22 protein-coding genes, 3 tRNA genes and 2 pseudogenes are annotated in these 20,496 nt (G+C 55.9%); 19 read left to right on the top strand and 8 right to left on the bottom strand.

Annotated elements, in window-relative coordinates; genetic code table 11:
• Positions 1-365 precede the first annotated feature (365 nt).
• The 4 genes from drpB to ABLU95_RS01730 all read left to right on the top strand — a co-directional run bounded on the left by drpB (position 366) and on the right by ABLU95_RS01730 (position 3,351).
• A complete protein-coding gene (gene drpB, locus ABLU95_RS01745) occupies positions 366-647 on the top strand; it encodes a cell division protein DrpB (protein WP_032456337.1) in 282 nt (93 codons plus the stop codon).
• Positions 648-688: 41 nt separating this feature from the next.
• Positions 689-1,399 (top strand): phosphohydrolase, encoded by a 711-nt coding sequence (locus tag ABLU95_RS01740; RefSeq protein WP_241516524.1) that lies wholly within the window; start codon positions 689-691, stop codon positions 1,397-1,399.
• 76 nt (positions 1,400-1,475) lie between these two features.
• Entirely contained in the window at positions 1,476-2,876 is a 1,401-nt protein-coding gene (locus tag ABLU95_RS01735; protein WP_241516523.1) for a DNA cytosine methyltransferase, read from the top strand.
• Positions 2,857-3,351: a very short patch repair endonuclease gene (locus ABLU95_RS01730; RefSeq protein WP_130941698.1), complete on the top strand. Its 495-nt coding sequence runs from the start codon at positions 2,857-2,859 to the stop codon at positions 3,349-3,351. Before ABLU95_RS01735 ends, ABLU95_RS01730 begins: the two co-directional genes overlap by 20 nt.
• Here the strand turns inward: ABLU95_RS01730 and yedA are convergent.
• Entirely contained in the window at positions 3,326-4,237 is a 912-nt protein-coding gene (gene yedA, locus ABLU95_RS01725; protein ID WP_023290289.1) for a drug/metabolite exporter YedA, read from the bottom strand. The two genes, ABLU95_RS01730 and yedA, sit on opposite strands and share 26 nt — an antisense overlap.
• 183 nt (positions 4,238-4,420) lie before the next feature.
• Between yedA and ABLU95_RS01720 the strand changes: the two genes are divergently transcribed.
• Positions 4,421-5,332 (top strand): DUF808 domain-containing protein, encoded by a 912-nt coding sequence (locus tag ABLU95_RS01720; RefSeq protein WP_044524012.1) that lies wholly within the window; start codon positions 4,421-4,423, stop codon positions 5,330-5,332.
• A 116-nt stretch (positions 5,333-5,448) separates the two neighbouring features.
• Entirely contained in the window at positions 5,449-7,128 is a 1,680-nt protein-coding gene (gene dgcQ / locus ABLU95_RS01715; RefSeq protein ID WP_023290287.1) for a cellulose biosynthesis regulator diguanylate cyclase DgcQ, read from the top strand.
• A gap of 299 nt (positions 7,129-7,427) precedes the next feature.
• Here the strand turns inward: dgcQ and yodD are convergent, their stop codons facing one another.
• Positions 7,428-7,649, bottom strand: a complete 222-nt coding sequence (gene yodD, locus ABLU95_RS01710; RefSeq protein ID WP_004203478.1) for a YodD family peroxide/acid resistance protein — start codon at positions 7,647-7,649, stop codon at positions 7,428-7,430.
• A 136-nt stretch (positions 7,650-7,785) separates the two neighbouring features.
• On the opposite strand from yodD, the gene dsrB reads away from it, so the two are divergent.
• On the top strand, positions 7,786-7,977 hold the full coding sequence (dsrB, locus tag ABLU95_RS01705) for a protein DsrB (RefSeq protein WP_004203477.1): 192 nt from the start codon (positions 7,786-7,788) through the stop codon (positions 7,975-7,977).
• 32 nt (positions 7,978-8,009) lie between these two features.
• Here the strand turns inward: dsrB and rcsA are convergent, their stop codons facing one another.
• Positions 8,010-8,633, bottom strand: a complete 624-nt coding sequence (rcsA, locus tag ABLU95_RS01700) for a transcriptional regulator RcsA (protein WP_023290286.1) — start codon at positions 8,631-8,633, stop codon at positions 8,010-8,012.
• 374 nt (positions 8,634-9,007) lie between these two features.
• On the opposite strand from rcsA, the gene yedD reads away from it, so the two are divergent.
• On the top strand, positions 9,008-9,442 hold the full coding sequence (gene yedD, locus ABLU95_RS01695) for a lipoprotein YedD (protein ID WP_072413406.1): 435 nt from the start codon (positions 9,008-9,010) through the stop codon (positions 9,440-9,442).
• Between the two features lie 41 nt (positions 9,443-9,483).
• Here yedD and amyA read toward each other — a convergent pair whose 3' ends face one another.
• Complete coding sequence (amyA, locus tag ABLU95_RS01690) at positions 9,484-10,971, bottom strand: alpha-amylase (RefSeq protein ID WP_102003949.1); 1,488 nt, start codon at positions 10,969-10,971, stop codon at positions 9,484-9,486.
• 200 nt (positions 10,972-11,171) lie between these two features.
• On the opposite strand from amyA, the gene tcyJ reads away from it, so the two are divergent.
• From tcyJ to sdiA, 5 genes are all read left to right on the top strand, one after another.
• On the top strand, positions 11,172-11,972 hold the full coding sequence (tcyJ, locus tag ABLU95_RS01685; RefSeq protein WP_004203468.1) for a cystine ABC transporter substrate-binding protein: 801 nt from the start codon (positions 11,172-11,174) through the stop codon (positions 11,970-11,972).
• Positions 11,973-12,067: 95 nt separating this feature from the next.
• Positions 12,068-13,054 (top strand): D-cysteine desulfhydrase, encoded by a 987-nt coding sequence (dcyD, locus tag ABLU95_RS01680; protein ID WP_023290282.1) that lies wholly within the window; start codon positions 12,068-12,070, stop codon positions 13,052-13,054.
• Between the two features lie 15 nt (positions 13,055-13,069).
• Positions 13,070-13,738, top strand: coding sequence for a cystine ABC transporter permease (gene tcyL, locus ABLU95_RS01675; protein ID WP_008804215.1), 669 nt, complete (start codon positions 13,070-13,072; stop codon positions 13,736-13,738).
• Positions 13,735-14,487, top strand: a complete 753-nt coding sequence (tcyN, locus tag ABLU95_RS01670; protein ID WP_004203465.1) for an L-cystine ABC transporter ATP-binding protein TcyN — start codon at positions 13,735-13,737, stop codon at positions 14,485-14,487. Before tcyL ends, tcyN begins: the two co-directional genes overlap by 4 nt.
• 313 nt (positions 14,488-14,800) lie before the next feature.
• On the top strand, positions 14,801-15,523 hold the full coding sequence (sdiA, locus tag ABLU95_RS01665) for a transcriptional regulator SdiA (RefSeq protein WP_044524003.1): 723 nt from the start codon (positions 14,801-14,803) through the stop codon (positions 15,521-15,523).
• Positions 15,524-15,590: 67 nt separating this feature from the next.
• Here sdiA and ABLU95_RS01660 read toward each other — a convergent pair whose 3' ends face one another.
• Positions 15,591-15,815, bottom strand: coding sequence for a DUF2594 family protein (locus ABLU95_RS01660; protein ID WP_032453405.1), 225 nt, complete (start codon positions 15,813-15,815; stop codon positions 15,591-15,593).
• A gap of 461 nt (positions 15,816-16,276) precedes the next feature.
• On the opposite strand from ABLU95_RS01660, the gene uvrY reads away from it, so the two are divergent.
• The 6 genes from uvrY (at position 16,277) to ABLU95_RS01630 (ending at position 19,808) form a co-directional block, all read left to right on the top strand.
• Entirely contained in the window at positions 16,277-16,933 is a 657-nt protein-coding gene (gene uvrY / locus ABLU95_RS01655) for a UvrY/SirA/GacA family response regulator transcription factor (RefSeq protein WP_002911539.1), read from the top strand.
• Entirely contained in the window at positions 16,930-18,762 is a 1,833-nt protein-coding gene (gene uvrC / locus ABLU95_RS01650) for an excinuclease ABC subunit UvrC (protein WP_050533826.1), read from the top strand. Before uvrY ends, uvrC begins: the two co-directional genes overlap by 4 nt.
• A gap of 57 nt (positions 18,763-18,819) precedes the next feature.
• A complete protein-coding gene (gene pgsA, locus ABLU95_RS01645; protein ID WP_004141115.1) occupies positions 18,820-19,368 on the top strand; it encodes a CDP-diacylglycerol--glycerol-3-phosphate 3-phosphatidyltransferase in 549 nt (182 codons plus the stop codon).
• Between the two features lie 150 nt (positions 19,369-19,518).
• A tRNA-Gly gene (locus tag ABLU95_RS01640) sits at positions 19,519-19,594 on the top strand.
• 40 nt (positions 19,595-19,634) lie between these two features.
• A tRNA-Cys gene (locus ABLU95_RS01635) sits at positions 19,635-19,708 on the top strand.
• Between the two features lie 13 nt (positions 19,709-19,721).
• Positions 19,722-19,808: transfer RNA gene (locus tag ABLU95_RS01630), tRNA-Leu, on the top strand.
• 91 nt (positions 19,809-19,899) lie between these two features.
• On the opposite strand, the pseudogene ABLU95_RS01625 reads toward ABLU95_RS01630, so the two are convergent.
• The 3 genes and pseudogenes from ABLU95_RS01625 to ABLU95_RS01615 all read right to left on the bottom strand — a co-directional run.
• Positions 19,900-20,043: pseudogene (locus ABLU95_RS01625) on the bottom strand (integrase); the annotation flags it as partial.
• Positions 20,042-20,128 (bottom strand): annotated as a pseudogene (locus tag ABLU95_RS01620) (ArsB/NhaD family transporter); the annotation flags it as partial. The pseudogenes ABLU95_RS01625 and ABLU95_RS01620, both read right to left, overlap by 2 nt.
• Positions 20,129-20,226: 98 nt before the next feature.
• Positions 20,227-20,493 (bottom strand): metalloregulator ArsR/SmtB family transcription factor, encoded by a 267-nt coding sequence (locus ABLU95_RS01615; protein WP_065881114.1) that lies wholly within the window; start codon positions 20,491-20,493, stop codon positions 20,227-20,229.
• Positions 20,494-20,496 lie beyond the last annotated feature (3 nt).

The raw sequence follows: 20,496 nt of genomic DNA, 5'->3' as shown, positions 1-20,496 counted from the left end.
TTAATGATTATTTTGTTGTATAGCAATAGGTTATGTTGCTGTGTTGCGTTCGTGGTTAACTGAATGAAATTATTTGTATTAATTTACAGTGAATTGGTTATTCAGCCTTTAAATATAATTTATTAGTCAATTCCGCCGGCGGAGGGATAATTTAAATACACGGCATGACTGGGTGTCGTTAATGTTTAAGCCCGTGGGTAAAGAATAAAAAAACCACCCCTGCGTATTTCCATTGGCAGAATAAGTGATAAGTGGGTGCAGAAGACAAGGATGAAACTGCTGCCTGTGGCGCAGGTTGGCGGTATAATGTGATGCGTGTCACGTTTTGGGTGGCAGTAGTATGATTTGTCACGGAGAAGAATGAGATGGAAGAGCAGGCAAAACGCAGCCCGGGCGGCAAACTCGCGCTCTGGGCGTTGTATGCCTTTTGTGGATATTGTGTCTGGGTAATTGTGCGTTACTGGTGGGTGGTAGGGAAAATTCACAGCGTTCCCGGTGCCAGCGCGGAGGGCGACTTTGGCACAATGGCAGGGAAATGGCTTGGCGCCCTGTTGGGGATGCTGGTGCTCGCCGGCATTGGCGCGATCCTTGGTGCTGTCGTCTGGTATACACGGCCCGCCAGAAGCGGGCGGGATCATCGGTCGTAAAGTTGCTATGCTCGAGGCTGACCTTCAGATAAGGAACGCCTATGAACCTGGTAGACTGGCAGCAACGATTTGAGCACTGGATACTGACGCACCACGCCCAGGAGGATGCGGCGCACGATCTGTCCCATTTTCGTCGCGTCTGGGCCACCGCCACCCGGCTGGCCGCCGGGGAGGTGGAAGTCGACAGGCTGGTGCTTCTCACGGCCTGCTATTTTCATGACATTGTCAGTCTGCCTAAAAATCATCCGGAGCGAAGCCGCTCCTCGATGATGGCTGCCGAGAAAACCCTGGCGATTTTGCAGTCGTCGTTTACCGATTTTCCCGCAGACCGCTATGCGGCGGTCAGCCATGCTATTGAGGCGCACAGCTTTAGCGCGGCGATCCCGCCGCGCACGCTGGAGGCGAAAATCGTCCAGGACGCCGACCGTCTCGAGTCGCTGGGGGCGATTGGCCTGGCGCGGGTCTTCGCCGTCGCCGGCGCCCTGAACACCATTCTGTTTGATGCCAACGATCCTTTCGCCGACCGGCGAGCGCTGGATGACAGAAAATATGCCCTCGACCATTTCCAGTGCAAGCTCCTGCGCCTGCCGGAAACCATGCAGACCGCTGGAGGAAGGGCTATGGCGCAGCATAATGCGCGCTTCCTCGTCGAGTTTATGGCCAAGATCAGCGCGGAGCTGAAGGGGGAACCCCTGGCGCTGGATGAGGCGGTTTTACGCCGCTTTGTACCGCAGCCGTCAACCGACCAGTGATTTATGGTACTCTCTGCAAAAATCGTCCGCGCTGGTTGAGGATATGCCACAAAAGTTAAGCAAGGAAAACAGGTCGTTGTCATTGACGGAACAGGCCGGTGAAGAGGCTCAGGCGCTGCTGCGCCAGCTGATGACGATCTACGATGTGAAAACGCTGGTCGCCGAACTGGTGAGCGTCGGGGAGCAGCACTGGAGCGCGGCGATCCTCAAGCGCGTGGCGGCCCTCAGCCGCGCGGCAGCGCGTTTGCGTCCGCAGGAGGTCGCTCATCTGGCGACGCTGCTGCCGTCGCCGCCGGCCCATCATCCGCACTATGGATTCCGCTTTGTCGATCTGTTTGCCGGTATCGGCGGGATCCGCAGCGGTTTTGAAGCTATCGGCGGGCAGTGCGTCTTTACCAGCGAGTGGAACAAGCATGCGGTGCGCACCTATAAGGCCAACTGGTATTGTGATCCGCAGCAACACCGTTTCAATGAAGATATTCGCGATATCACCCTCAGCCATCGCCCCGACGTTAGCGATGACGAGGCGGCGCAGCATATCCGCGAGACTATCCCGCAGCATGATGTGCTGCTGGCCGGCTTTCCCTGCCAGCCTTTCTCACTCGCCGGCGTGTCGAAAAAAAATGCCATGGGTCGCGCCCACGGCTTTGCCTGCGAAACCCAGGGGACGCTGTTTTTTGATGTGGTGAGAATTATCGCTGCCCGTCAGCCGGCGATCTTTGTGCTGGAGAATGTTAAAAATCTCAAAAGCCACGATCAGGGGCGGACCTTCCGCATCATCATGCAGACGCTGGATGAGCTGGGGTATGAGGTCGCTGACGCCGGGCATAGCGGGCCGGACGATCCGAAGGTGATCGACGGGCGCCATTTCTTACCGCAGCACCGGGAGCGCATCGTGCTGGTGGGCTTCCGTCGCGATCTGCAGCTGCACGAGGGGTTTACGCTGCGCGATATCGCGGCGCTATACCCGACGGTTCGGCCAACATTTGGCGAGCTGCTGGAGCCGACGGTGGATGCCAAATTTATCCTCACGCCGGTACTGTGGAAATATCTTTATCGATATGCCCGCAAGCATCAGGCGCGGGGCAATGGCTTTGGTTATGGCCTGGTGGACCCCGCCAATCCCCACAGCGTGGCCCGGACGCTCTCCGCCCGCTACTATAAAGATGGCGCCGAAATTCTCGTCGATCGCGGCTGGGACCGGCCGCTGGGCGAGACGCATTTTGACGATCCGCAGAATCAACAGCGGCGTCCTCGTCGGCTGACGCCGCGGGAGTGCGCCCGATTGATGGGCTTCGAATCGCCTCAGGGGGCGCGTTTCCGCATCCCGGTGTCGGATACCCAGGCCTATCGTCAGTTCGGCAACTCGGTGGTGGTTCCGGTCTTCGCCGCGGTGGCGAAGCTCCTGGCCCCGCGCATCGCTCAGGCGGTGGCGCGTCGCGAAACGGGTGATAACGATGGCGGATGTTCACGATAAAGCCACGCGCAGTAAAAATATGCGGGCTATCGCCACGCGCGATACGGCGATCGAGAAGCGGATAGCGGCGCTGTTGACTCAGGCGGGATTCACCTTTGTTGCCCAGGATCGCGAGCTGCCGGGACGCCCTGATTTCGCTTTACCCGATTACCGTTGCGTCATCTTTACCCACGGCTGTTTCTGGCATCACCATAACTGTTACCTGTTTAAGGTGCCGGCTACCCGGACCGCGTTCTGGCTGGACAAGATCGCCGGCAACGTGGCGCGCGATGCCCGTGACCGGCAAAAGCTGGCCGAGCAGGGCTGGCGGGTGCTTATCGTCTGGGAATGCGCCCTGCGCGGTCGGCTGAAGCTGAATGACGAGGCGCTCACCGAGCGTCTGGAAGAGTGGATCTGCGGCGCCGGACACGACGCGCAGATCGACACCCAGGGGATCCGCGAACTGGCGCTTATTTCGACGCCTTACAAGGGGTAGCTTCGCTGCGAACCGGGAAGAGATATTTCCCCAGCGTCACCAGCACGACGGCGAAAATAATCACCGCCAGCGCCAGCCACTCGATCAGGGACAGGCTTTCGCCACCGAATCCGGTACCAAGCAGAACCGCCACCACCGGGTTAACATAGGCGTAGCTGGTGGCCACTGCCGGGGTGACATTGCGGATCAAAAACATGTAGGCGTTGATGGCAATCAGCGAGCCAAAGATAGCCAGGTAGGCCACAGCGGCGATCCCGGACCACGACGGAACACGGGTTAAGGTTTCGCCGCTCAGCCATGACGCGGCCAGCAGGACGATCCCGGCGGCGAGCATCTCGATTGCCCCCGCCATCATGCCGGTCGGCAGCTCGATCCGCGAGCCGTAAACCGAGCCGAAGGCCCAGCTCAGGGAGCCAATCAGGATCAGCAGCGCGCCCCAGGGGTTGCCGTTCAGGTTGCCTCCGCTGTTAAGCATCACAATACCCGCGAGGCCAATGGCAATCCCCAGCCATTCCAGTTTACGAGTGGCGATGCCGAAAAAGCGGCTGAAGCACAGGGTGAACAGCGGAACGGTGGCGACCATGACCGCGGCGATCCCGGAGGGAACGTGCTGATGTTCGGCCAGGGTGACAAAGCCGTTGCCGACGGCCAGCAGCAAAACCCCGATCAGCGCGGCGTTAAGCAACGGTCCGCGGGCCGGCAGTTTATGGCCGGTGGCCAACAGCCATCCCAGCAGCAGCACGCCGGCAGAGAGAAAGCGAATTCCGGCCATCATCAGCGGCGGCCAGCTGGCGACGCCGACGGCGATGGCGAAATAGGTAGAGCCCCAGATGATATACAGCGCAAACAGCGCCCCGATAAGCGGTAACAGCTGACGGGTAGACATACTTCCTCACGACGGTGCAGAGATAGAAAGGGGACATATAGTAAACGTGAAAACTATCCTGCTGGCGAGCGCTTAATTTGCGTCAGGTTGTTAAATTTATATTGACTAATTGTACCTTGGGCAGCGGCCGTTTTTTAACGCATACTCGAGGGAGACATTGATGAAAAGAGAAGGAAAATCATTTTGGCAGGAAGTAGTCTTTTAACATTACTCGATGATATCGCCACGCTGCTGGACGATATTTCCATGATGGGCAAGCTGGCGGCGAAAAAAACGGCGGGGGTGCTGGGCGACGATCTCTCCCTCAACGCCCAACAGGTGACCGGCGTGCGGGCAAATCGTGAGCTGCCTGTGGTCTGGGGCGTGGCGAAAGGGTCGTTCGTCAATAAAATCATCCTCGTGCCGCTGGCCCTGCTAATCAGCGCCTTCATTCCCTGGGCGATTACGCCGCTGCTGATGTTGGGCGGCGCGTTTCTCTGTTTTGAAGGGGTGGAAAAGGTGCTCCACAGCCTGGAAGCGCGTAAGCACAAAGAGGACCCAGCGCAACGGCAGCAGCGTCTTCAGGCGCTGGCGGATCGTGATCCGCTGGCCTTTGAGCGTGACAAAGTCAAAGGGGCGATCCGCACCGACTTTATTTTGTCCGCGGAAATTGTCGCCATCACCCTCGGCATTGTCGCGGAAGCGCCGCTGCTGAATCAGATCCTCATTCTGTCGGGGATCGCGATTCTGGTCACCGTCGGGGTCTATGGCCTGGTGGGGGTGATCGTCAAACTGGATGACATGGGCTACTGGCTGGCGGAGAAACGCAGTACCCTGGCGCAGTGGCTGGGCAAAGGGTTATTGACCGTGGCCCCCTGGCTGATGAAAGTGCTCTCTATCGTCGGAACGCTGGCCATGTTCCTCGTGGGCGGCGGGATTGTGGTTCACGGTATTGCGCCGCTACACCATGCCATTGAGCACTGGAGCGCGGGGCTGGGCGGCATGTTGGCCGCCTTGCTGCCGATGGTGGCTAATCTGGTGCTGGGTTTTATCATCGGCGCGGTGGTGCTGGCGGGCGTCAAGGCGGTCAGTCGCCTGCGTGGCGCGGTGAAGTAGTCAGGTGCGGCGCCGCATGACGGCGCCGCGTGGTCTACGCTAAAAGCGCCTCCGGTATCGGCAGAGACCGGGCGTGCTGACGACGTCAGATTTGCGCAACGTACTGCGAGAGAAAGATGGAAAAGCCACTACGGTTGAAGTTGAAAAAACTCTACCACCTGACTCGCCCGGCGCATGTGGTTAACATTTGTTTTATCGTGGTGCTGTTTTTCTCCACGCTGCTGATCTGGCGCGAAATCAATGTCCTGGAAGAGGCCTACGTGGCGAACCAGCGCAATAATCTGGCTAACGTCGCGCATGAAATGGATGGCCTGCTGCAGTTCAACATCGACAGGATGATGTTTTTTCGCCACGGTATGCAGTCCGCGCTTGAACGCCCGCTCGACGTCGATGTGTTGCACGAAGCCAGCCAGCGCTATCTGAGCCAACGCCACCAGGAGACCTGGCGGGTGGCGCTCCCCAACCGCCGGACGCTGCCGGTGTTTGGCGTCTCGGAGGGCGTCGTCAGGGATCACCCGCTGCTCTTGCCGGACGATCCGCTGGTGGTCAATGAACTGATGGCGACGCTGGAGCTGGGTTATCTGTTAAACCTGACGCAGCATGATCGCGATTTTGCCGAGCGGATGCAATATATCTCCCGCAGCGGTTTTTTCACCTCGACCCTGCCGCTGCGCGATGAATCGCAGGTGAAGACCTACTATTCGCGCGCCATCAGCGCCCTCTGGTTTACCCGGCAGACCCAGCGGAACAATCCGCACCGCGGCGTTATCTGGCAAACCTTTCCTGACGATGACCCGCAGCTGGAAGAGCAGGTGGTCACCGCCTCGATACCGCTGGATTTTGCCGGTTACTGGCGCGGCGTGCTGGCGATGGATTTCTCAGTCAGCGAAATAAAAGCATTTTTAATCAGCGCGATGCAGGGCGGGCAGGAGGGGGAATACCAGCTTTATGACAGCCATCTTAGCCTGCTGGCCTCTTCTGCGCCGGGGAATGTCCTGACGCTGCTGTCGCCGCGCGAACAGGAACTGCTCAGCCGCGCGTTTGCTCATGATAATCAGGGCGGTCTGCGTCTGCTGACGCGCTATATCAGCTGGGCCAAACTGCGCAATTTTGATGGCGTGCTGCTGCGGATCCATACTCTGCGGGAAGGCGTACGCGGCAACTTTGGCACCATCACCATCGCCCTGACCCTGATGTGGATCCTCTTCACCTTAATGCTACTGCTCTCCTGGCTGGTGATCCGCCGTATGGTCCGCAATATGAGCGTTCTCCAGACCTCCCTGGAGTGGCAGGCCTGGCACGATGCCTTAACCCGCCTGCTCAATCGCGGGGCGCTGTTTGAGAAGGCGATGGCGGTAGCCAGCGACTGCCAGCGCAGCGGACGACCGCTGGCGGTCATCCAGCTCGATTTGGATCACTTTAAGGGCATTAACGATCGCTATGGCCATCAGGCGGGTGACAGAGTGCTGTCGATGGTGGCCAGTACGCTTGCCGGCACCGTCCGGGACGGTGATTTGCTTGGCCGCGTGGGCGGAGAGGAGTTTTGTGTCGTGCTGCCGAATACCACGCTGCAGGAAGCGGCGGCGGTAGCGGAGCGGCTACGCCTGCGTATTCATGGCCGGGAGGTCTTTTTGCATAACAACGTGACGCTGCGGGTCAGCGCGTCGTTAGGGGTGAGCGGCAGCGAAGAGCGGGGGGAGTATCACTTTGAAGCCCTGCAGTCGGTCGCCGATGGTCGATTGTATCTGGCCAAGCAAAATGGCCGCAACCAGGTCTGGTATCGCAGCGAAGCGTGAGCAAAACGTTTCGCCCGAATCAGGCAAAATGAGATTTTTCTTAAAGTTTTCGACGGGGATCGCGCTATCGAATGAAACCGGTTTGCGGCTAAGCCTTATCGCATCAGCCCTGCAGCCCTTTCTGCTGCGAAGCGCCAACTTTCTCAATATTTTGCGCCATGAATATCGCTTGTCATGCAAAATAATTGAGGATAATGTTTCAACGCATCGGATTTCCCGGTGTAACGAATTTTCAAGTGCTTCTTGCATTAGCAAGTTTGATCCCGACTCCTGCGAGTCGGGATTTTTTTCGCCCATCGCTAGCGGTTGGCTTCACTGGCGCTGAAATCATGAATATCGAGTTCAAATGCCTCCGCCAGTTCACGCCAGGTATGCGCCCCGCGGCCATCGATACTGGCGCGCTGTGGGTCATCGAGGATGCGATGGACTTCGCTTTCGCTGATCTCATTAATCGCCGCCAGCAGAGCATCAACGTTGACATCAACGTCGTTCCCGGTCTGGTCTGTCAATCGGTTCTTCATCATTACCCCCCCTCGCTGAGCGTCGCTCAAGCCTCTTTAAGTATAGTCGGTCTAAAAAAACGCCAGTCACTGCCCGCGACGCTGCGAGCGGCGTGGTTTTGTTCTACACTGGCTGGAAATAGAGAGGAGATGGATTATGCAGGTGAACGATCGTGTCACGGTGAAGACCGACGGTGGCCCACGTCGATCGGGCGTAGTGCTGGCAATTGAGTCGTTTAGTGAAGGGACGATGTATCTGGTTTCGCTGGAAGACTATCCCCTGGGGATCTGGTTTTTCAATGAAATAGGGCACCCGGATGGGATCTTCGTGGAAAAAGAAATCTCGTAAAACCGAACTGGCGGGACCACCGCCAGTTTGTTTCAGCGTAGATTCACCTGAATACCGCTGGTAATGTTTTCGGTCAGCCGAACGATGTGGTAAATCACCTGCTTATTATGCGTCTGTATTTTCTTTTTAATATTGCCTTTATGCGATGATACCGTTTTCGCTTTGATGTTCATTTGCGTTGAAATTTGCGAAGTACCATGCCCGGCCATCCACATTTGCAGCATATTTGATTCTGTTTTGCTCAGCGACAACGTCGGTAAATTTAACTGCCCCAGACTCGTGTTCTTGTATTTAAGATAATTAACCAGAATGACATCAAGGTCTTTTGGAGTGATCGATTTTGAGCTGATTAGCAGGTTCTTACGCACCCGTAGATAGCGGTCAAAATGGATGTTCGCCAGCGACATAAAAATCACAAACAACGTCGCCGGGTTTTGCGTGATGATCTGGCGAATAATGCCATTACTTTCATCATCATGCACAAAGCAATCTTCATTCAGAAACACCACCGCCGGGCAACATGACGCACAATGCCTGTGCAGATCCTCAGCGCAGTTGACCTCAACGATTTCCTGTTTTTTAATTCCCCGACTGGTCAGATATCCCGTTAGTCCCAACCGGGTATAACTGCACAAATCCATAATCATCGTTGACATGACCCATCCTCAATCAACACGTAACGATATACACTTCACACTGGCTGTGCGAAGCAGTCCTTGCGGGCGGTGATAATAGTAGGTTTAAGAAAGAACCCATTAGTTCCATTAAACTATTCCGCATCTCTGTATATAATTTGCCAGGAAAACTCTTAAAGTAAAGTCAAGAACCGGTAGTGTGAGCGAATTAAAAACAAAAAGTGCCCACGGATGCTATGGTTAGGCCCCAAACATTCTTTTACTTTCAGAATTTCCTTATTTCAAATGAAGGCTGCGATGCCTGGCCGTGTTTTGCCCGGCTTCTCCGCCTGCGGCGGGGGTGGAAGGCTTAACGCTTTAATGCCACAATACTTTTTTATCAGCTTGTGGGATGAATGATGAAACAGTTAGTTTTTGCTGGCATGGTGCTGGCGCTGGCCGGATGCGTGCAGGTTGATCGTTACGAAGAGGTTGTTAAAGCGCCAGCGCCGGCAGGCCTGGAAGGCTACTGGCAGACGAAAGGGCCGCAGAGCGAGATGATGAGTCCGGACGCCATCGCCAGCCTGATCGTCACCAAAGAAGGGGACACCTTCGACTGCCGCCAGTGGCAGCGTGTGATCGCCCAGCCGGGGAAACTGATGAACCGCGATAGCGATATCTACAACGTGACCGCTTCCCTGGATATCTACCCGATCGAGCGCGAGGGCAATACCCTTTCCTACGATCGTATGACGTTGACCCGCGTTGAACGTCTCACCCCGGAGTGCGAGAAGGCGTGGGCTAAAGCGCGTGCCGCCGCTCCGGTCAGCGCGCCGACCACCGCGCGCTAAGGTTCCGGCGGGCCACTGCTGGCCCGTCCGGCGTCAGATGACTACAGCACCGCCTCCAGCACCCACACGCTGACGCTTCCCCCGTTACAGGTAAAGGTTGCGCAGCCTTCGTCGTCGGTTTCGACAATCTCTTCCCGGTTGCCCAGGAAATCCCGCCAGCGCTTGTTGCCATAGTTCTCGCCCAGCGTCAGGGTCTTTTCTCCCTCATCACCATTGGACATCACCACCACGCAGCCGGGATCCTCGTCGGTGCCGCTGCGGCTGAAGGCAATGCAGTTAGGGTGATCGAACCAGAGAGTCTGCACGCCGTGGGCAAAGCGCTGACGGGCGTCGATCAGTTCGTGTAGCTGCTCGATGACAGGCATTTCTATGGCGTAGGTTTGTCCGTCGCCGCCGGTATCTTCATAGGAAGCGCCGAAGAGATCGGCATAGAAGACCGAGGGCACGCCATTTTCACGCAACAGAATCAGCGCATAGGCCAGCGGTTTAAACCATGGCTCAACCGGCGCCTCGAGCGCCTGCAGCGGCTGGGTATCATGGTTGGTGACCAGGGTGACGGCATGGAAGGGGTCGGCTTCCACCAGCGTCCCGCTGAAAATCTGGCTCATGTCGTAATCGCGCCCCTGGCGGGACGCTTCATGAAATTTCATCTGCAGCGGGGCATCGAAAAGCATCGTCTTGCCCTCGACGAGGTCGATATACTGCTGGAGCTTTTCCACTTCATGGGACCAGTATTCCGCGACAATAAACAGCGGCTGCGGGGCCACCTCCTGAACATGTTCGATCCATGCTTTGTAAAACCAGGCGGGGATATGCTTCACGGCGTCAAGACGAAAACCGTCGCAGCCGGTCTGCTCCATCACCCAGCGCGCCCAGTATTTGATCTCTTCGGTGACGGCGTGATTACGAAAATCGATATTAGCGCCCATCAGGTAGTCGAAGTTGCCAAGCTCATCATCGACCTGCTCATTCCAGCCTTCGCCGGTGTAGTCGTTGACGATTTTAAATACACCGTCTTCCGTCGGATTCTCGATGTGGTCAATGCCGCTAAAACACTTGTAGTCCCAGACAAACTGCGAATACTGCCCGGCGCGCACCGGGAAGGTATAGCGAGTCCATGCCTCGCACTCTATGATCGTCTCGTCAATTTGCGTGCGATCCTGCTCATCGACGCGCTGCACGCGCAAGGCCTCTTTTTCATCGGCGCCCATTTTATGGTTCACCACCACGTCCAGCAGCACGGCGATGTCGTGCTCCTTCAGGGCGTTGATCGCCGCCAGCAGCTGGGTTTTATCGCCATATTTGGTGGCGACAGAGCCCTTTTGATCAAACTCGCCGAGGTCGAAGAGATCGTAGGTGTCATAGCCGACGGAATAACCGCCCGAGGCGCCTTTGTAGGCGGGTGGCAACCAGACCATATTGATGCCGATTTCGTTAAGACTGGGGGCCAGCGCTTCGACTTCACGCCACAGTTCGCCGCCGGCGGGGTAGTACCAGTGAAAACATTGCAACAAGGTGGGGTTTTTCATCTTCCATGCTCCAGACGTCAACAGGCTGACCTTTGCAGTATGGGAGATATCCCGCAAAACGGGTGAGGAAAGCCCTGAATTTCGCTATACCCTAAAGCGGATCATATATAATAAATTTGCATAAGATGTAGCGTAACGATGTTGGTGTCGGGCCGTTAAGCGCCTTACACTACAGGAAAATCCTAATCTTCGGGGTATCTATGAAATTAGCACTTCTGGGTCGTCAAGCGCTGATGGGCGCAATGGCCGTTGTTTTGATGGCTGGCGTTAGCGTGAAAACTTTTGCGGCGGAAAACCTGCTCAATCAGATTAAAGAGCGCGGCACGCTGCGCGTGGGCCTCGAAGGCACCTATCCTCCCTTTAGCTTCCAGGGTGATGACGGCAAGCTGACCGGCTTTGAAGTGGAGTTCGCCAACGAGCTGGCGAAACATCTGGGCGTGAAGGCCGACCTCAAACCGACCAAGTGGGACGGTATGCTGGCCTCGCTGGACTCCAAACGCATTGACGTGGTGATTAACCAGGTCACTATCTCCGATGAGCGTAAGAAGAAATACGATTTCTCTACCCCGTACACGATCTCCGGTGTGCAGGCGCTGGTGAAGAAAGGCAACGAAGGCGCGATTAAAACCGCGGCGGATCTGAAAGGCAAGAAAGTGGGCGTCGGGCTGGGCACTAACTATGAAGAGTGGCTGCGTCAGAACGTCCAGGGCGTGGATGTCCGCACCTATGACGACGACCCGACCAAATACCAGGATCTGCGCGTAGGCCGTATTGACGCCATTCTGGTTGACCGTCTGGCGGCGCTGGATCTGGTGAAGAAAACCAACAATACGCTGGCGGTCACCGGCGAAGCGTTCTCCCGTCAGGAAGCTGGCGTTGCGCTGCGTAAAGGCAACGATGACCTGCTGAAAGCGGTAGATGGCGCGATTGCGGATATGCAAAAAGATGGCAGCCTGAAGGCGCTGTCCGAGAAATGGTTTGGCGCTGACGTGACAAAATAACGGCCAGCGGTGAAAAAAGGCGCTCCTGGAAGCGCCTTTTTTTATTTAGCGCGTAACTGTGTGCATAATGAAGCATAACTGAGTCAGGAGGGGCCATGTCACTGCAAAATTTAACCCGCTTTCCGCGTCTGGAACTGATCGGCGCGCCGACGCCGCTGGAGTATCTGCCGCGTCTGTCCGATCACCTCGGGCGCGAAATTTTTATCAAACGTGATGATACGACGCCGCTGGCGATGGGGGGCAACAAACTGCGTAAGCTGGAGTTTCTCGCCGCCGATGCGCTGCGCGAAGGGGCGGATACCTTAATCACCGCCGGCGCGATCCAGTCTAACCATGTGCGCCAGACGGCGGCGGTCGCCGCCAAACTGGGCCTGCACTGCGTAGCGCTGCTGGAAAATCCCATCGGCACCCGGGCGGAGAACTATCTGAGCAATGGCAACCGCCTGCTGCTGGATCTGTTTAATACCCAGATTGAGATGTGCGATGCCCTGACCGATCCCGCGGCCCAGCTCGACGAGCTGGCGACCCGTATCGAAGCGCAGGGGTACCGCCCGTATGTCATTCCGGTCGGCGGCTCTAACGCCCTTGGGGCGCTAGGCTATGTGGAAAGCGCGCTGGAAATCGCCCAGCAGTGCGAAGACGCGGTGGAGATTTCGTCGGTGGTGGTCGCCTCCGGGAGCGCCGGCACCCATGCCGGCCTGGCGGTCGGCCTTGAACAGCTGATGCCGCAGGCGGAACTGATCGGGGTGACGGTGTCGCGCGCTGTTGCCGACCAGCTGCCGAAAGTGGTGGCGCTGCAGCAGGCCGTGGCCAACAGCCTTGAGCTGCAGGCGAAAGCCGAGATCATCCTGTGGGATGATTACTTTGCACCGGGCTACGGGACGCCAAACGAGGAAGGGATGGCCGCCGTGAAGCTGCTGGCGCAACTGGAAGGTATTTTGCTTGACCCGGTCTATACCGGCAAAGCGATGGCCGGACTTATCGATGGCATTACGCAGAAGCGCTTTAAGGATGAAGGGCCGATTTTGTTCGTCCATACCGGCGGAGCGCCGGCGCTGTTTGCCTATCATCCTCACGTCTAATATAGAAACCACAGCATGCAAGAAAGTATCCAACTGGTCATCGATTCCGCGCCTTTTCTGCTGAAAGGCGCCGTCTTTACGCTGCAGCTGAGCATTGGCGGGATGTTTTTCGGCCTGGTGCTGGGCTTTATCCTGGCGCTGATGCGCATGTCGCCCCTCTGGCCGGTAAAATGGCTGGCGCGCATGTATATTTCCATTTTTCGCGGGACACCGCTTATCGCCCAGCTGTTCATGATCTACTACGGTTTGCCGCAGTTTGGCATTGAACTTGACCCGATCCCGGCGGCGATGATCGGCCTGTCGCTGAACACGGCGGCCTACGCGGCGGAAACCCTGCGCGCGGCCATCGCCTCGATTGACAAAGGGCAATGGGAAGCGGCGGCCAGTATCGGTATGACCCCGTGGCAGACAATGCGTCGGGCTATTTTACCCCAGGCGGCGCGGGTCGCTTTGCCGCCGCTCTCTAACAGTTTTATCAGCCTGGTAAAAGATACCTCGCTGGCGGCGACGATCCAGGTGCCGGAGCTGTTCCGTCAGGCGCAGCTTATCACCTCGCGTACGCTGGAGGTCTTCACCATGTATCTGGCAGCCTCTCTGATCTACTGGGTGATGGCGACGGTACTCTCCTCGCTGCAGAACTATTTTGAAAACCAGCTGAACCGCCAGGAGCGTGATCCGAAATGAGTGCGATTGAAGTAAAAAGCCTGGTGAAAAAATTCCATGGCCAGACGGTGCTCCACGGTATCGACCTGGAGGTGCAGGAAGGCGAAGTGGTGGCGATCATCGGTCCCAGCGGCTCGGGGAAGACTACCCTGCTGCGCAGCATTAATCTGCTGGAGCAACCGGAGAGTGGCACTATCCGCGTCGGCGATGTGACGATCGACGCCGGTCGCAGCCTCGGGCCGCAAAAAGGGCTTATTCGGCGGCTGCGCCAGCACGTGGGTTTTGTCTTCCAGAACTTTAACCTGTTTCCCCACCGGACGGTACTGGAGAACATTATTGAAGGGCCGGTCATCGTAAAAGGCGAAGACAAGCAGGAGTCGATGGCGCGGGCGCGCGATCTGCTGGCGAAGGTAGGCCTCAGCGGCAAAGAGAACAGCTATCCGCGCCGCCTCTCCGGCGGTCAGCAGCAGCGGGTCGCCATTGCTCGCGCGCTGGCCATGCGTCCGGACGTGATCCTGTTTGATGAACCGACCTCGGCCCTTGATCCTGAGCTGGTAGGGGAGGTGCTCAATACCATCCGCCAGCTGGCGCAGGAGAAACGCACCATGGTTATCGTGACCCATGAAATGAGCTTCGCTCGCGACGTTGCCGATCGGGCGATTTTTATGGATCAGGGACGCATCGTTGAACAAGGCGAGGCCAAAGCGCTGTTCGCCTCGCCTCAGCAGCCGCGTACCCGCCAGTTCCTCGAAAAATTCCTGATGCAGTAGAGCAGGCGCTGGCGCGGCGGCGCTCCATCGCGAGGGCCGCCGCGTTCAGCCCGCTTCCACGCCGGGGGAACGCCCCATCATCACATTTTCGTGCTATTGACTCCCCTGGCCGTATACACCGCTTCCCATCCCCCCGTGTAGGGTGTAGAAAATGAAGGGAGGGCCTTAGTTTCAGCGCAGCGAGCGGAAAAAAGGCAAGCCTTCAGGCTAATAAATGCGACAGCTACGATATTTTATACATATAAATAAGATTTATGTGTTAGTTTTCTGTATTTATAATAATGATTATCAATCAGGAGTTATTTGCACAGCTATGAGGGACAATGATTTTTTCAGCTGGCGGCGGGATATGCTGCATCAATTTCAGTCCATGGCCGCCGGTGAGGAGGTTTATAATCTCCTGCAACGAGAAACAGAAACGCTGGAATATGATTACTACACGCTTTGTGTGCGTCACCCGGTGCCTTTCACTCGCCCCCGCGTCACGTTTCAGTCGACCTATCCCCGCGCATGGATGTCTCATTACCAGGCAGAGAATTATTTCACGATAGATCCCGTGTTACGCCCGGAGAATTTTATGCGTGGCCATCTGCCATGGGAAGATGGGCTGTTTCGCGATGCGCAGGCATTATGGGACGGGGCGCGCGACCATGGTTTGCAAAAAGGGGTGACACAGTGTCTGACGTTGCCGAATCATGCTCAGGGTTTTCTCTCCGTCTCCGCGAACAACCGTTTGCCGAACGCTTATCCTGATGATGAACTGGAGCTGCGCCTGCGAACGCTGACGGAGTTGAGCCTGTTGACGCTCTTGCGTCTGGAAGATGAGATGGTGATGCCGCCGGAGATGAAGTTCAGCCGGCGCGAACTGGAGATCCTCAAATGGACCGCGGAAGGAAAGACCTCGGCGGAGGTGGCGATGATTCTCTCGATTTCGGAAAATACGGTTAATTTCCATCAGAAGAATATGCAACGGAAATTTAACGCGCCGAATAAAACGCAAATTGCCTGTTACGCCGTGGCGACAGGGCTAATCTGAATGCGCCTGCCGTTCTGCGTGCCAGACGTGATACCGGCTGTCAGTCATACTTTCAGCCGGTACAAGATTACTGCCGGTATGCTTGTTTAATTTGCTTAACGGTGCTGGAGAATACGGCGGCCTGAGCCTCATCTTCCATCTGCGCGATCTGCTTTTCCATTTTAATAATCACGCGACCCGCGTCTGCCTGACCCATCGCCTGCAGCATTAGCGTCATCAGCGCTTTCAGGCAGGTGACTTCCTGCGCCAGTTCTTGATTATTTTCTGCAGTGGAAAAATCTGGTGTGCTCATCGATATCCTCGTTTGCTCGCTGCGCTATTGCGCCTGTCTGAATGTGAAGGCCGCGCAGTATACCACAAGCGACAGAAAAAAAAGGAGTGCTTAATTTCTGTTCTCTCATCTGAGTTGTGAATGATTTTATGCATCAGATAAGACGTAATAGCTGTCAGCAGCGCAATAATTTCCCCCAATTATTTAGCACGTTAATAATTGTTACATATTTTGCCTCGTATTTATGCGCTACGTAATCTGTTGTGTTTTTTGTGCCTTCTGTATGAGGATTGTTAAAAAATAAGCCTCGGGCAACTGATTGTTCGCAATGACTTTCCACTCAGTGTGCACAGACATTGCCATAAATGAGAGCCAAATCGAGGAGACGGCATTTTTTTGCCTTTTAAATTAGCAATAAAACCCGGTAATATGTGGGAGATAAAGTATCAGTAGCGTTATCCCTCATTCTGGAGATTATTCCTTTGATCAACGTTCTTCTTGTTGATGACCACGAACTGGTGCGCGCAGGGATACGACGCATTCTGGAAGATATAAAAGGGATTAAAGTCGCTGGCGAAGCCTGCTGCGGCGAAGACGCCGTCAAGTGGTGCCGGGCTAATTCCGCTGATGTCGTCCTGATGGACATGAACATGCCCGGGATCGGTGGTCTGGAAGCGACGCGCAAAATCGCGCGCTCGGTAGCGGGCACGAAAGTGATCATGTTGACCGTGCATACCGAGAATCCTTTACCTGCCAAGGTCATGCAGGCAGGGGCGGCAGGGTATCTCAGTAAGGGCGCTGCGCCACAGGAAGTGGTGAATGCGATTCGCTGCGTCGCGTCCGGGCAACGTTACATTGCCTCCGATATTGCTCAGCAAATGGCGTTAAGTCAGATTGAACCGGAAAAAACAGAATCGCCTTTTGCCAGTTTGTCTGAACGCGAATTGCAGATTATGCTGATGATCACCAAAGGTCAGAAGGTGAATGAGATCTCAGAGCAGCTGAATCTGAGTCCTAAAACGGTTAACAGCTATCGCTATCGGATGTTCAGCAAATTGAACATTCATGGCGATGTCGAGCTGACCCACCTGGCAATTCGCCATGGCCTGTGTAATGCGGAGTCGTTAGCAAGCCAGTGAGTGATGTTTTTGACGCAAAAGCTTTCCTGAAAACGGTAACCAGCCAGCCCGGTGTGTATCGGATGTATGATGCTGGCGGAACCGTCATCTATGTTGGCAAAGCCAAAGATTTGAAAAAGCGGCTCAGCAGCTACTTCCGCAGCAACCTCGCGTCGCGTAAAACGGAAGCGCTGGTGGCGCTGATCGCGCAAATCGACGTGACCGTCACCCATACTGAGACGGAAGCGCTGCTGCTTGAACACAACTATATCAAGCTGTACCAGCCGCGGTACAACGTGCTGTTGCGCGACGATAAGTCGTATCCTTTTATCTTCCTCAGCGGCGATACCCATCCGCGTCTGGCGATGCATCGTGGCGCCAAACATGCGAAGGGCGAGTATTTTGGTCCTTTTCCCAACGGCTATGCCGTGCGCGAGACCCTGGCGCTGCTGCAGAAAATCTTTCCCATCCGTCAGTGTGAAAACAGCGTCTACCGCAATCGCTCCCGTCCCTGTCTACAGTATCAGATTGGCCGCTGCCTGGGGCCGTGCGTGGCGGGGCTGGTCAGTGAAGACGAGTATGCTCAGCAGGTGGAGTATGTGCGGCTGTTTCTCGCCGGCAAAGATGATCAGGTGCTGACTCAGCTCATCGCGAGGATGGAGAAGGCGAGTCAGAACCTCGAGTTTGAAGAGGCGGCGCGCATTCGCGACCAGATTCAGGCCGTCCGCCGCGTGACGGAGAAACAGTTTGTCTCTAACACCGGCGACGATCTTGACGTGATCGGGGTTGCCTTCGATGCCGGAATGGCCTGCGTCCATGTGCTGTTTATCCGCCAGGGGAAAGTGCTGGGCAGCCGCAGCTACTTCCCGAAAGTGCCGGGCGGCACCGAGCTGGGCGAGGTCGTGGAGACCTTTGTCGGCCAGTTCTACCTGCAGGGCAGCCAGATGCGCACGCTGCCGGGAGAGATTTTGCTCGACTTCAACCTCGGGGATAAGACGCTGCTGGCCGAGTCGCTGTCGGAACTGGCGGGGCGCCGAATCCATGTGCAAACTAAACCGCGCGGCGACCGGGCGCGTTACCTTAAGCTGGCGCGCACCAATGCCGCCACGGCGTTAACCACGAAATTGTCTCAGCAATCGACCATTCATCAGCGTCTGCAGGCGCTGGCCTCCGTGCTGGAGCTGCCGGCCGTGAAGCGGATGGAGTGCTTTGATATCAGCCACACCATGGGCGAACAGACCGTCGCCTCCTGCGTGGTATTTGACAGCAATGGCCCCCTGCGCGCGGAGTACCGGCGCTACAATATTGCCGGCATCACCCCGGGCGATGACTATGCGGCGATGAATCAGGTCCTGCGCCGTCGCTATGGTAAAGCGATTGATGACAACAAGATTCCGGATGTGATCCTGATAGACGGCGGCAAGGGGCAGCTGGCGCAGGCGAAAGCGGTGTTTGCCGAGCTGGACGTCCCCTGGGATAAACATCATCCGCTGCTGCTGGGCGTGGCGAAAGGTAGCGATCGTAAAGCCGGTCTGGAAACGTTATTCTTTGAACCAGAGGGCGAGGGGTTTAGCCTGCCGCCGGATTCGCCGGCCCTGCACGTGATCCAGCATATCCGCGATGAATCGCACGATCATGCGATCTCCGGACATCGCAAAAAACGGGCGAAAGTGAAGAGCACCAGCTCGCTTGAGACTATCGAGGGGGTGGGGCCGAAGCGTCGCCAGATGCTGCTGAAGTACATGGGGGGGCTGCAGGGGCTGCAGCAGGCCAGCGTCGAAGAAATTGCCAAAGTACCGGGCATCTCTCACGCTCTGGCAGAAAAGATCTTCTACTCGTTGAAACATTAGGGGCTCTGTAGCAACATAGGGCTAATTTTTACTTACAACAGATAGTTACCCGTCACTATGCAATTTAATATCCCTACGTTGCTTACTCTGTTCCGCGTCATCCTGATCCCGTTCTTTGTGCTGGCGTTTTATCTGCCCTTTAGCTGGGCGCCGTTTGCCTGCGCGCTGATTTTCTTTGTTGCCGCCGTGACCGACTGGTTTGATGGTTTCCTCGCCCGTCGCTGGAACCAGAGTACCCGGTTCGGCGCCTTCCTCGATCCGGTGGCCGATAAAGTCATGGTGGCTATCGCCATGGTGCTGGTCGCTGAGCACTATCACACCTGGTGGGTTACGCTGCCGGCGGCGACGATGATTGCCCGGGAAATTATTATCTCCGCGCTGCGCGAGTGGATGGCGGAGCTGGGAAAACGCAGCAGCGTGGCGGTCTCGTGGATTGGTAAAGTGAAAACCACCGCACAGATGACTGCCCTGGTGTGGATGCTGTGGCGTCCTTATCCGTGGGTGGAATGGGCCGGGATCGCGCTTTTCCTCGTGGCGGCGGTGCTGACGCTGTGGTCGATGCTGCAATATTTGAACGCGGCGCGCGGCGATTTGCTTGATCAGTGATCGTTTCGCCGTTATTTTCAGCAAACGATGCAAAGTTGCGAAAAATACCGTTGACTCACCGCGAGAGATAAGTAGAATGCAACGCATCGAACGGCGGCACAGTCTTCCAGACGATAACAAAATCAAGTGATTAGCAAATAACTTGATGATGCGGGAATAGCTCAGTTGGTAGAGCACGACCTTGCCAAGGTCGGGGTCGCGAGTTCGAGTCTCGTTTCCCGCTCCAGATTAACAGCATCGGCAGTAGCGGGTGCTTCAGAATTAAAGGCGCGTTAGCAAAGCGGTTATGTAGCGGATTGCAAATCCGTCTAGTCCGGTTCGACTCCGGAACGCGCCTCCACTTTATATCCCGAGCCCGGATGGTGGAATCGGTAGACACAAGGGATTTAAAATCCCTCGGCGTTCGCGCTGTGTGGGTTCAAGTCCCACTCCGGGTACCATTGGGAAATATAGAATAATCAAAGCAATAAGCAGTGTCGTGAAACCACCTACGGGTGGTTTTTTTGTTTCAAAACCACCCATTCCATCATATCACTTCAAAATATTTTTCCTTTCCACCTGCCCATCTACAACCGGAACTACCGCAATTTTTCTGTCATACCGGGCAGTTTGCTCAACGTTCTTATGCCCTGATATTGCCTGTTTCTCGTACAGATTGCCCTGAAGGTCAGATACTCGAGCTCCAGCCAATACTCAGGCCACTGGGTTGCCGGATCACAAGTACCAGCGTCAGTAAAAATATACTGCCTGCTAAAAGCATTTCAGACTTCGTTATATATGATTATATAAATGTGTTTTTCTTTCTCAGCAGGATGTACAGACTGATTTATCAAGCCAGTCACGCACATCCTCCCGCATTCACTGCCAGGACGTCGTGATTGTCTCAGCAGCCCAAGCCGGTATGTGAGGTGACAGACGATAGTGGATCCATTTGCCTTCACGACGGTCCTGAACCAGCCCAGCCATGCGAAGGATAGTCATATGTCGTGAGATTTTGGGCTGCGATTCGGAAATAGCCGCGCAGATTTCGCAGACGCACAGTTCTCCTGACTCCCGGAGAAGCATGACGATGGCGAACCGTGTTTCATCAGACAAGATTTTGAAAAGCTGAACAGGTTGTAGCATTTT

This window comes from Klebsiella sp. GG_Kp146 (assembly GCF_040061975.1).
GTDB lineage: Bacteria > Pseudomonadota > Gammaproteobacteria > Enterobacterales > Enterobacteriaceae > Klebsiella > Klebsiella quasipneumoniae.
This window is presented reverse-complemented; position numbering and strand designations above follow the sequence as displayed.

What these genes read in the sequence shown, in the direction of transcription:
- ABLU95_RS01740 (WP_241516524.1), top strand. Translation starts at nt 689, where the DNA reads ATGAACCTGGTAGACTGGCAGCAACGATTTGAGCACTGGATACTGACG.
- tcyL (WP_008804215.1), top strand. Translation starts at nt 13,070, where the DNA reads ATGCAAGAAAGTATCCAACTGGTCATCGATTCCGCGCCTTTTCTGCTG.
- tcyJ (WP_004203468.1), top strand. Translation starts at nt 11,172, where the DNA reads ATGAAATTAGCACTTCTGGGTCGTCAAGCGCTGATGGGCGCAATGGCC.
- dgcQ (WP_023290287.1), top strand. Translation starts at nt 5,449, where the DNA reads ATGGAAAAGCCACTACGGTTGAAGTTGAAAAAACTCTACCACCTGACT.
- ABLU95_RS01730 (WP_130941698.1), top strand. Translation starts at nt 2,857, where the DNA reads ATGGCGGATGTTCACGATAAAGCCACGCGCAGTAAAAATATGCGGGCT.
- dsrB (WP_004203477.1), top strand. Translation starts at nt 7,786, where the DNA reads ATGCAGGTGAACGATCGTGTCACGGTGAAGACCGACGGTGGCCCACGT.
- dcyD (WP_023290282.1), top strand. Translation starts at nt 12,068, where the DNA reads ATGTCACTGCAAAATTTAACCCGCTTTCCGCGTCTGGAACTGATCGGC.
- yodD (WP_004203478.1), bottom strand. Translation starts at nt 7,649, where the DNA reads ATGAAGAACCGATTGACAGACCAGACCGGGAACGACGTTGATGTCAAC.
- yedD (WP_072413406.1), top strand. Translation starts at nt 9,008, where the DNA reads ATGATGAAACAGTTAGTTTTTGCTGGCATGGTGCTGGCGCTGGCCGGA.
- pgsA (WP_004141115.1), top strand. Translation starts at nt 18,820, where the DNA reads ATGCAATTTAATATCCCTACGTTGCTTACTCTGTTCCGCGTCATCCTG.
- ABLU95_RS01660 (WP_032453405.1), bottom strand. Translation starts at nt 15,815, where the DNA reads ATGAGCACACCAGATTTTTCCACTGCAGAAAATAATCAAGAACTGGCG.
- amyA (WP_102003949.1), bottom strand. Translation starts at nt 10,971, where the DNA reads ATGAAAAACCCCACCTTGTTGCAATGTTTTCACTGGTACTACCCCGCC.
- drpB (WP_032456337.1), top strand. Translation starts at nt 366, where the DNA reads ATGGAAGAGCAGGCAAAACGCAGCCCGGGCGGCAAACTCGCGCTCTGG.
- sdiA (WP_044524003.1), top strand. Translation starts at nt 14,801, where the DNA reads ATGAGGGACAATGATTTTTTCAGCTGGCGGCGGGATATGCTGCATCAA.
- rcsA (WP_023290286.1), bottom strand. Translation starts at nt 8,633, where the DNA reads ATGTCAACGATGATTATGGATTTGTGCAGTTATACCCGGTTGGGACTA.
- tcyN (WP_004203465.1), top strand. Translation starts at nt 13,735, where the DNA reads ATGAGTGCGATTGAAGTAAAAAGCCTGGTGAAAAAATTCCATGGCCAG.
- ABLU95_RS01615 (WP_065881114.1), bottom strand. Translation starts at nt 20,493, where the DNA reads ATGCTACAACCTGTTCAGCTTTTCAAAATCTTGTCTGATGAAACACGG.
- yedA (WP_023290289.1), bottom strand. Translation starts at nt 4,237, where the DNA reads ATGTCTACCCGTCAGCTGTTACCGCTTATCGGGGCGCTGTTTGCGCTG.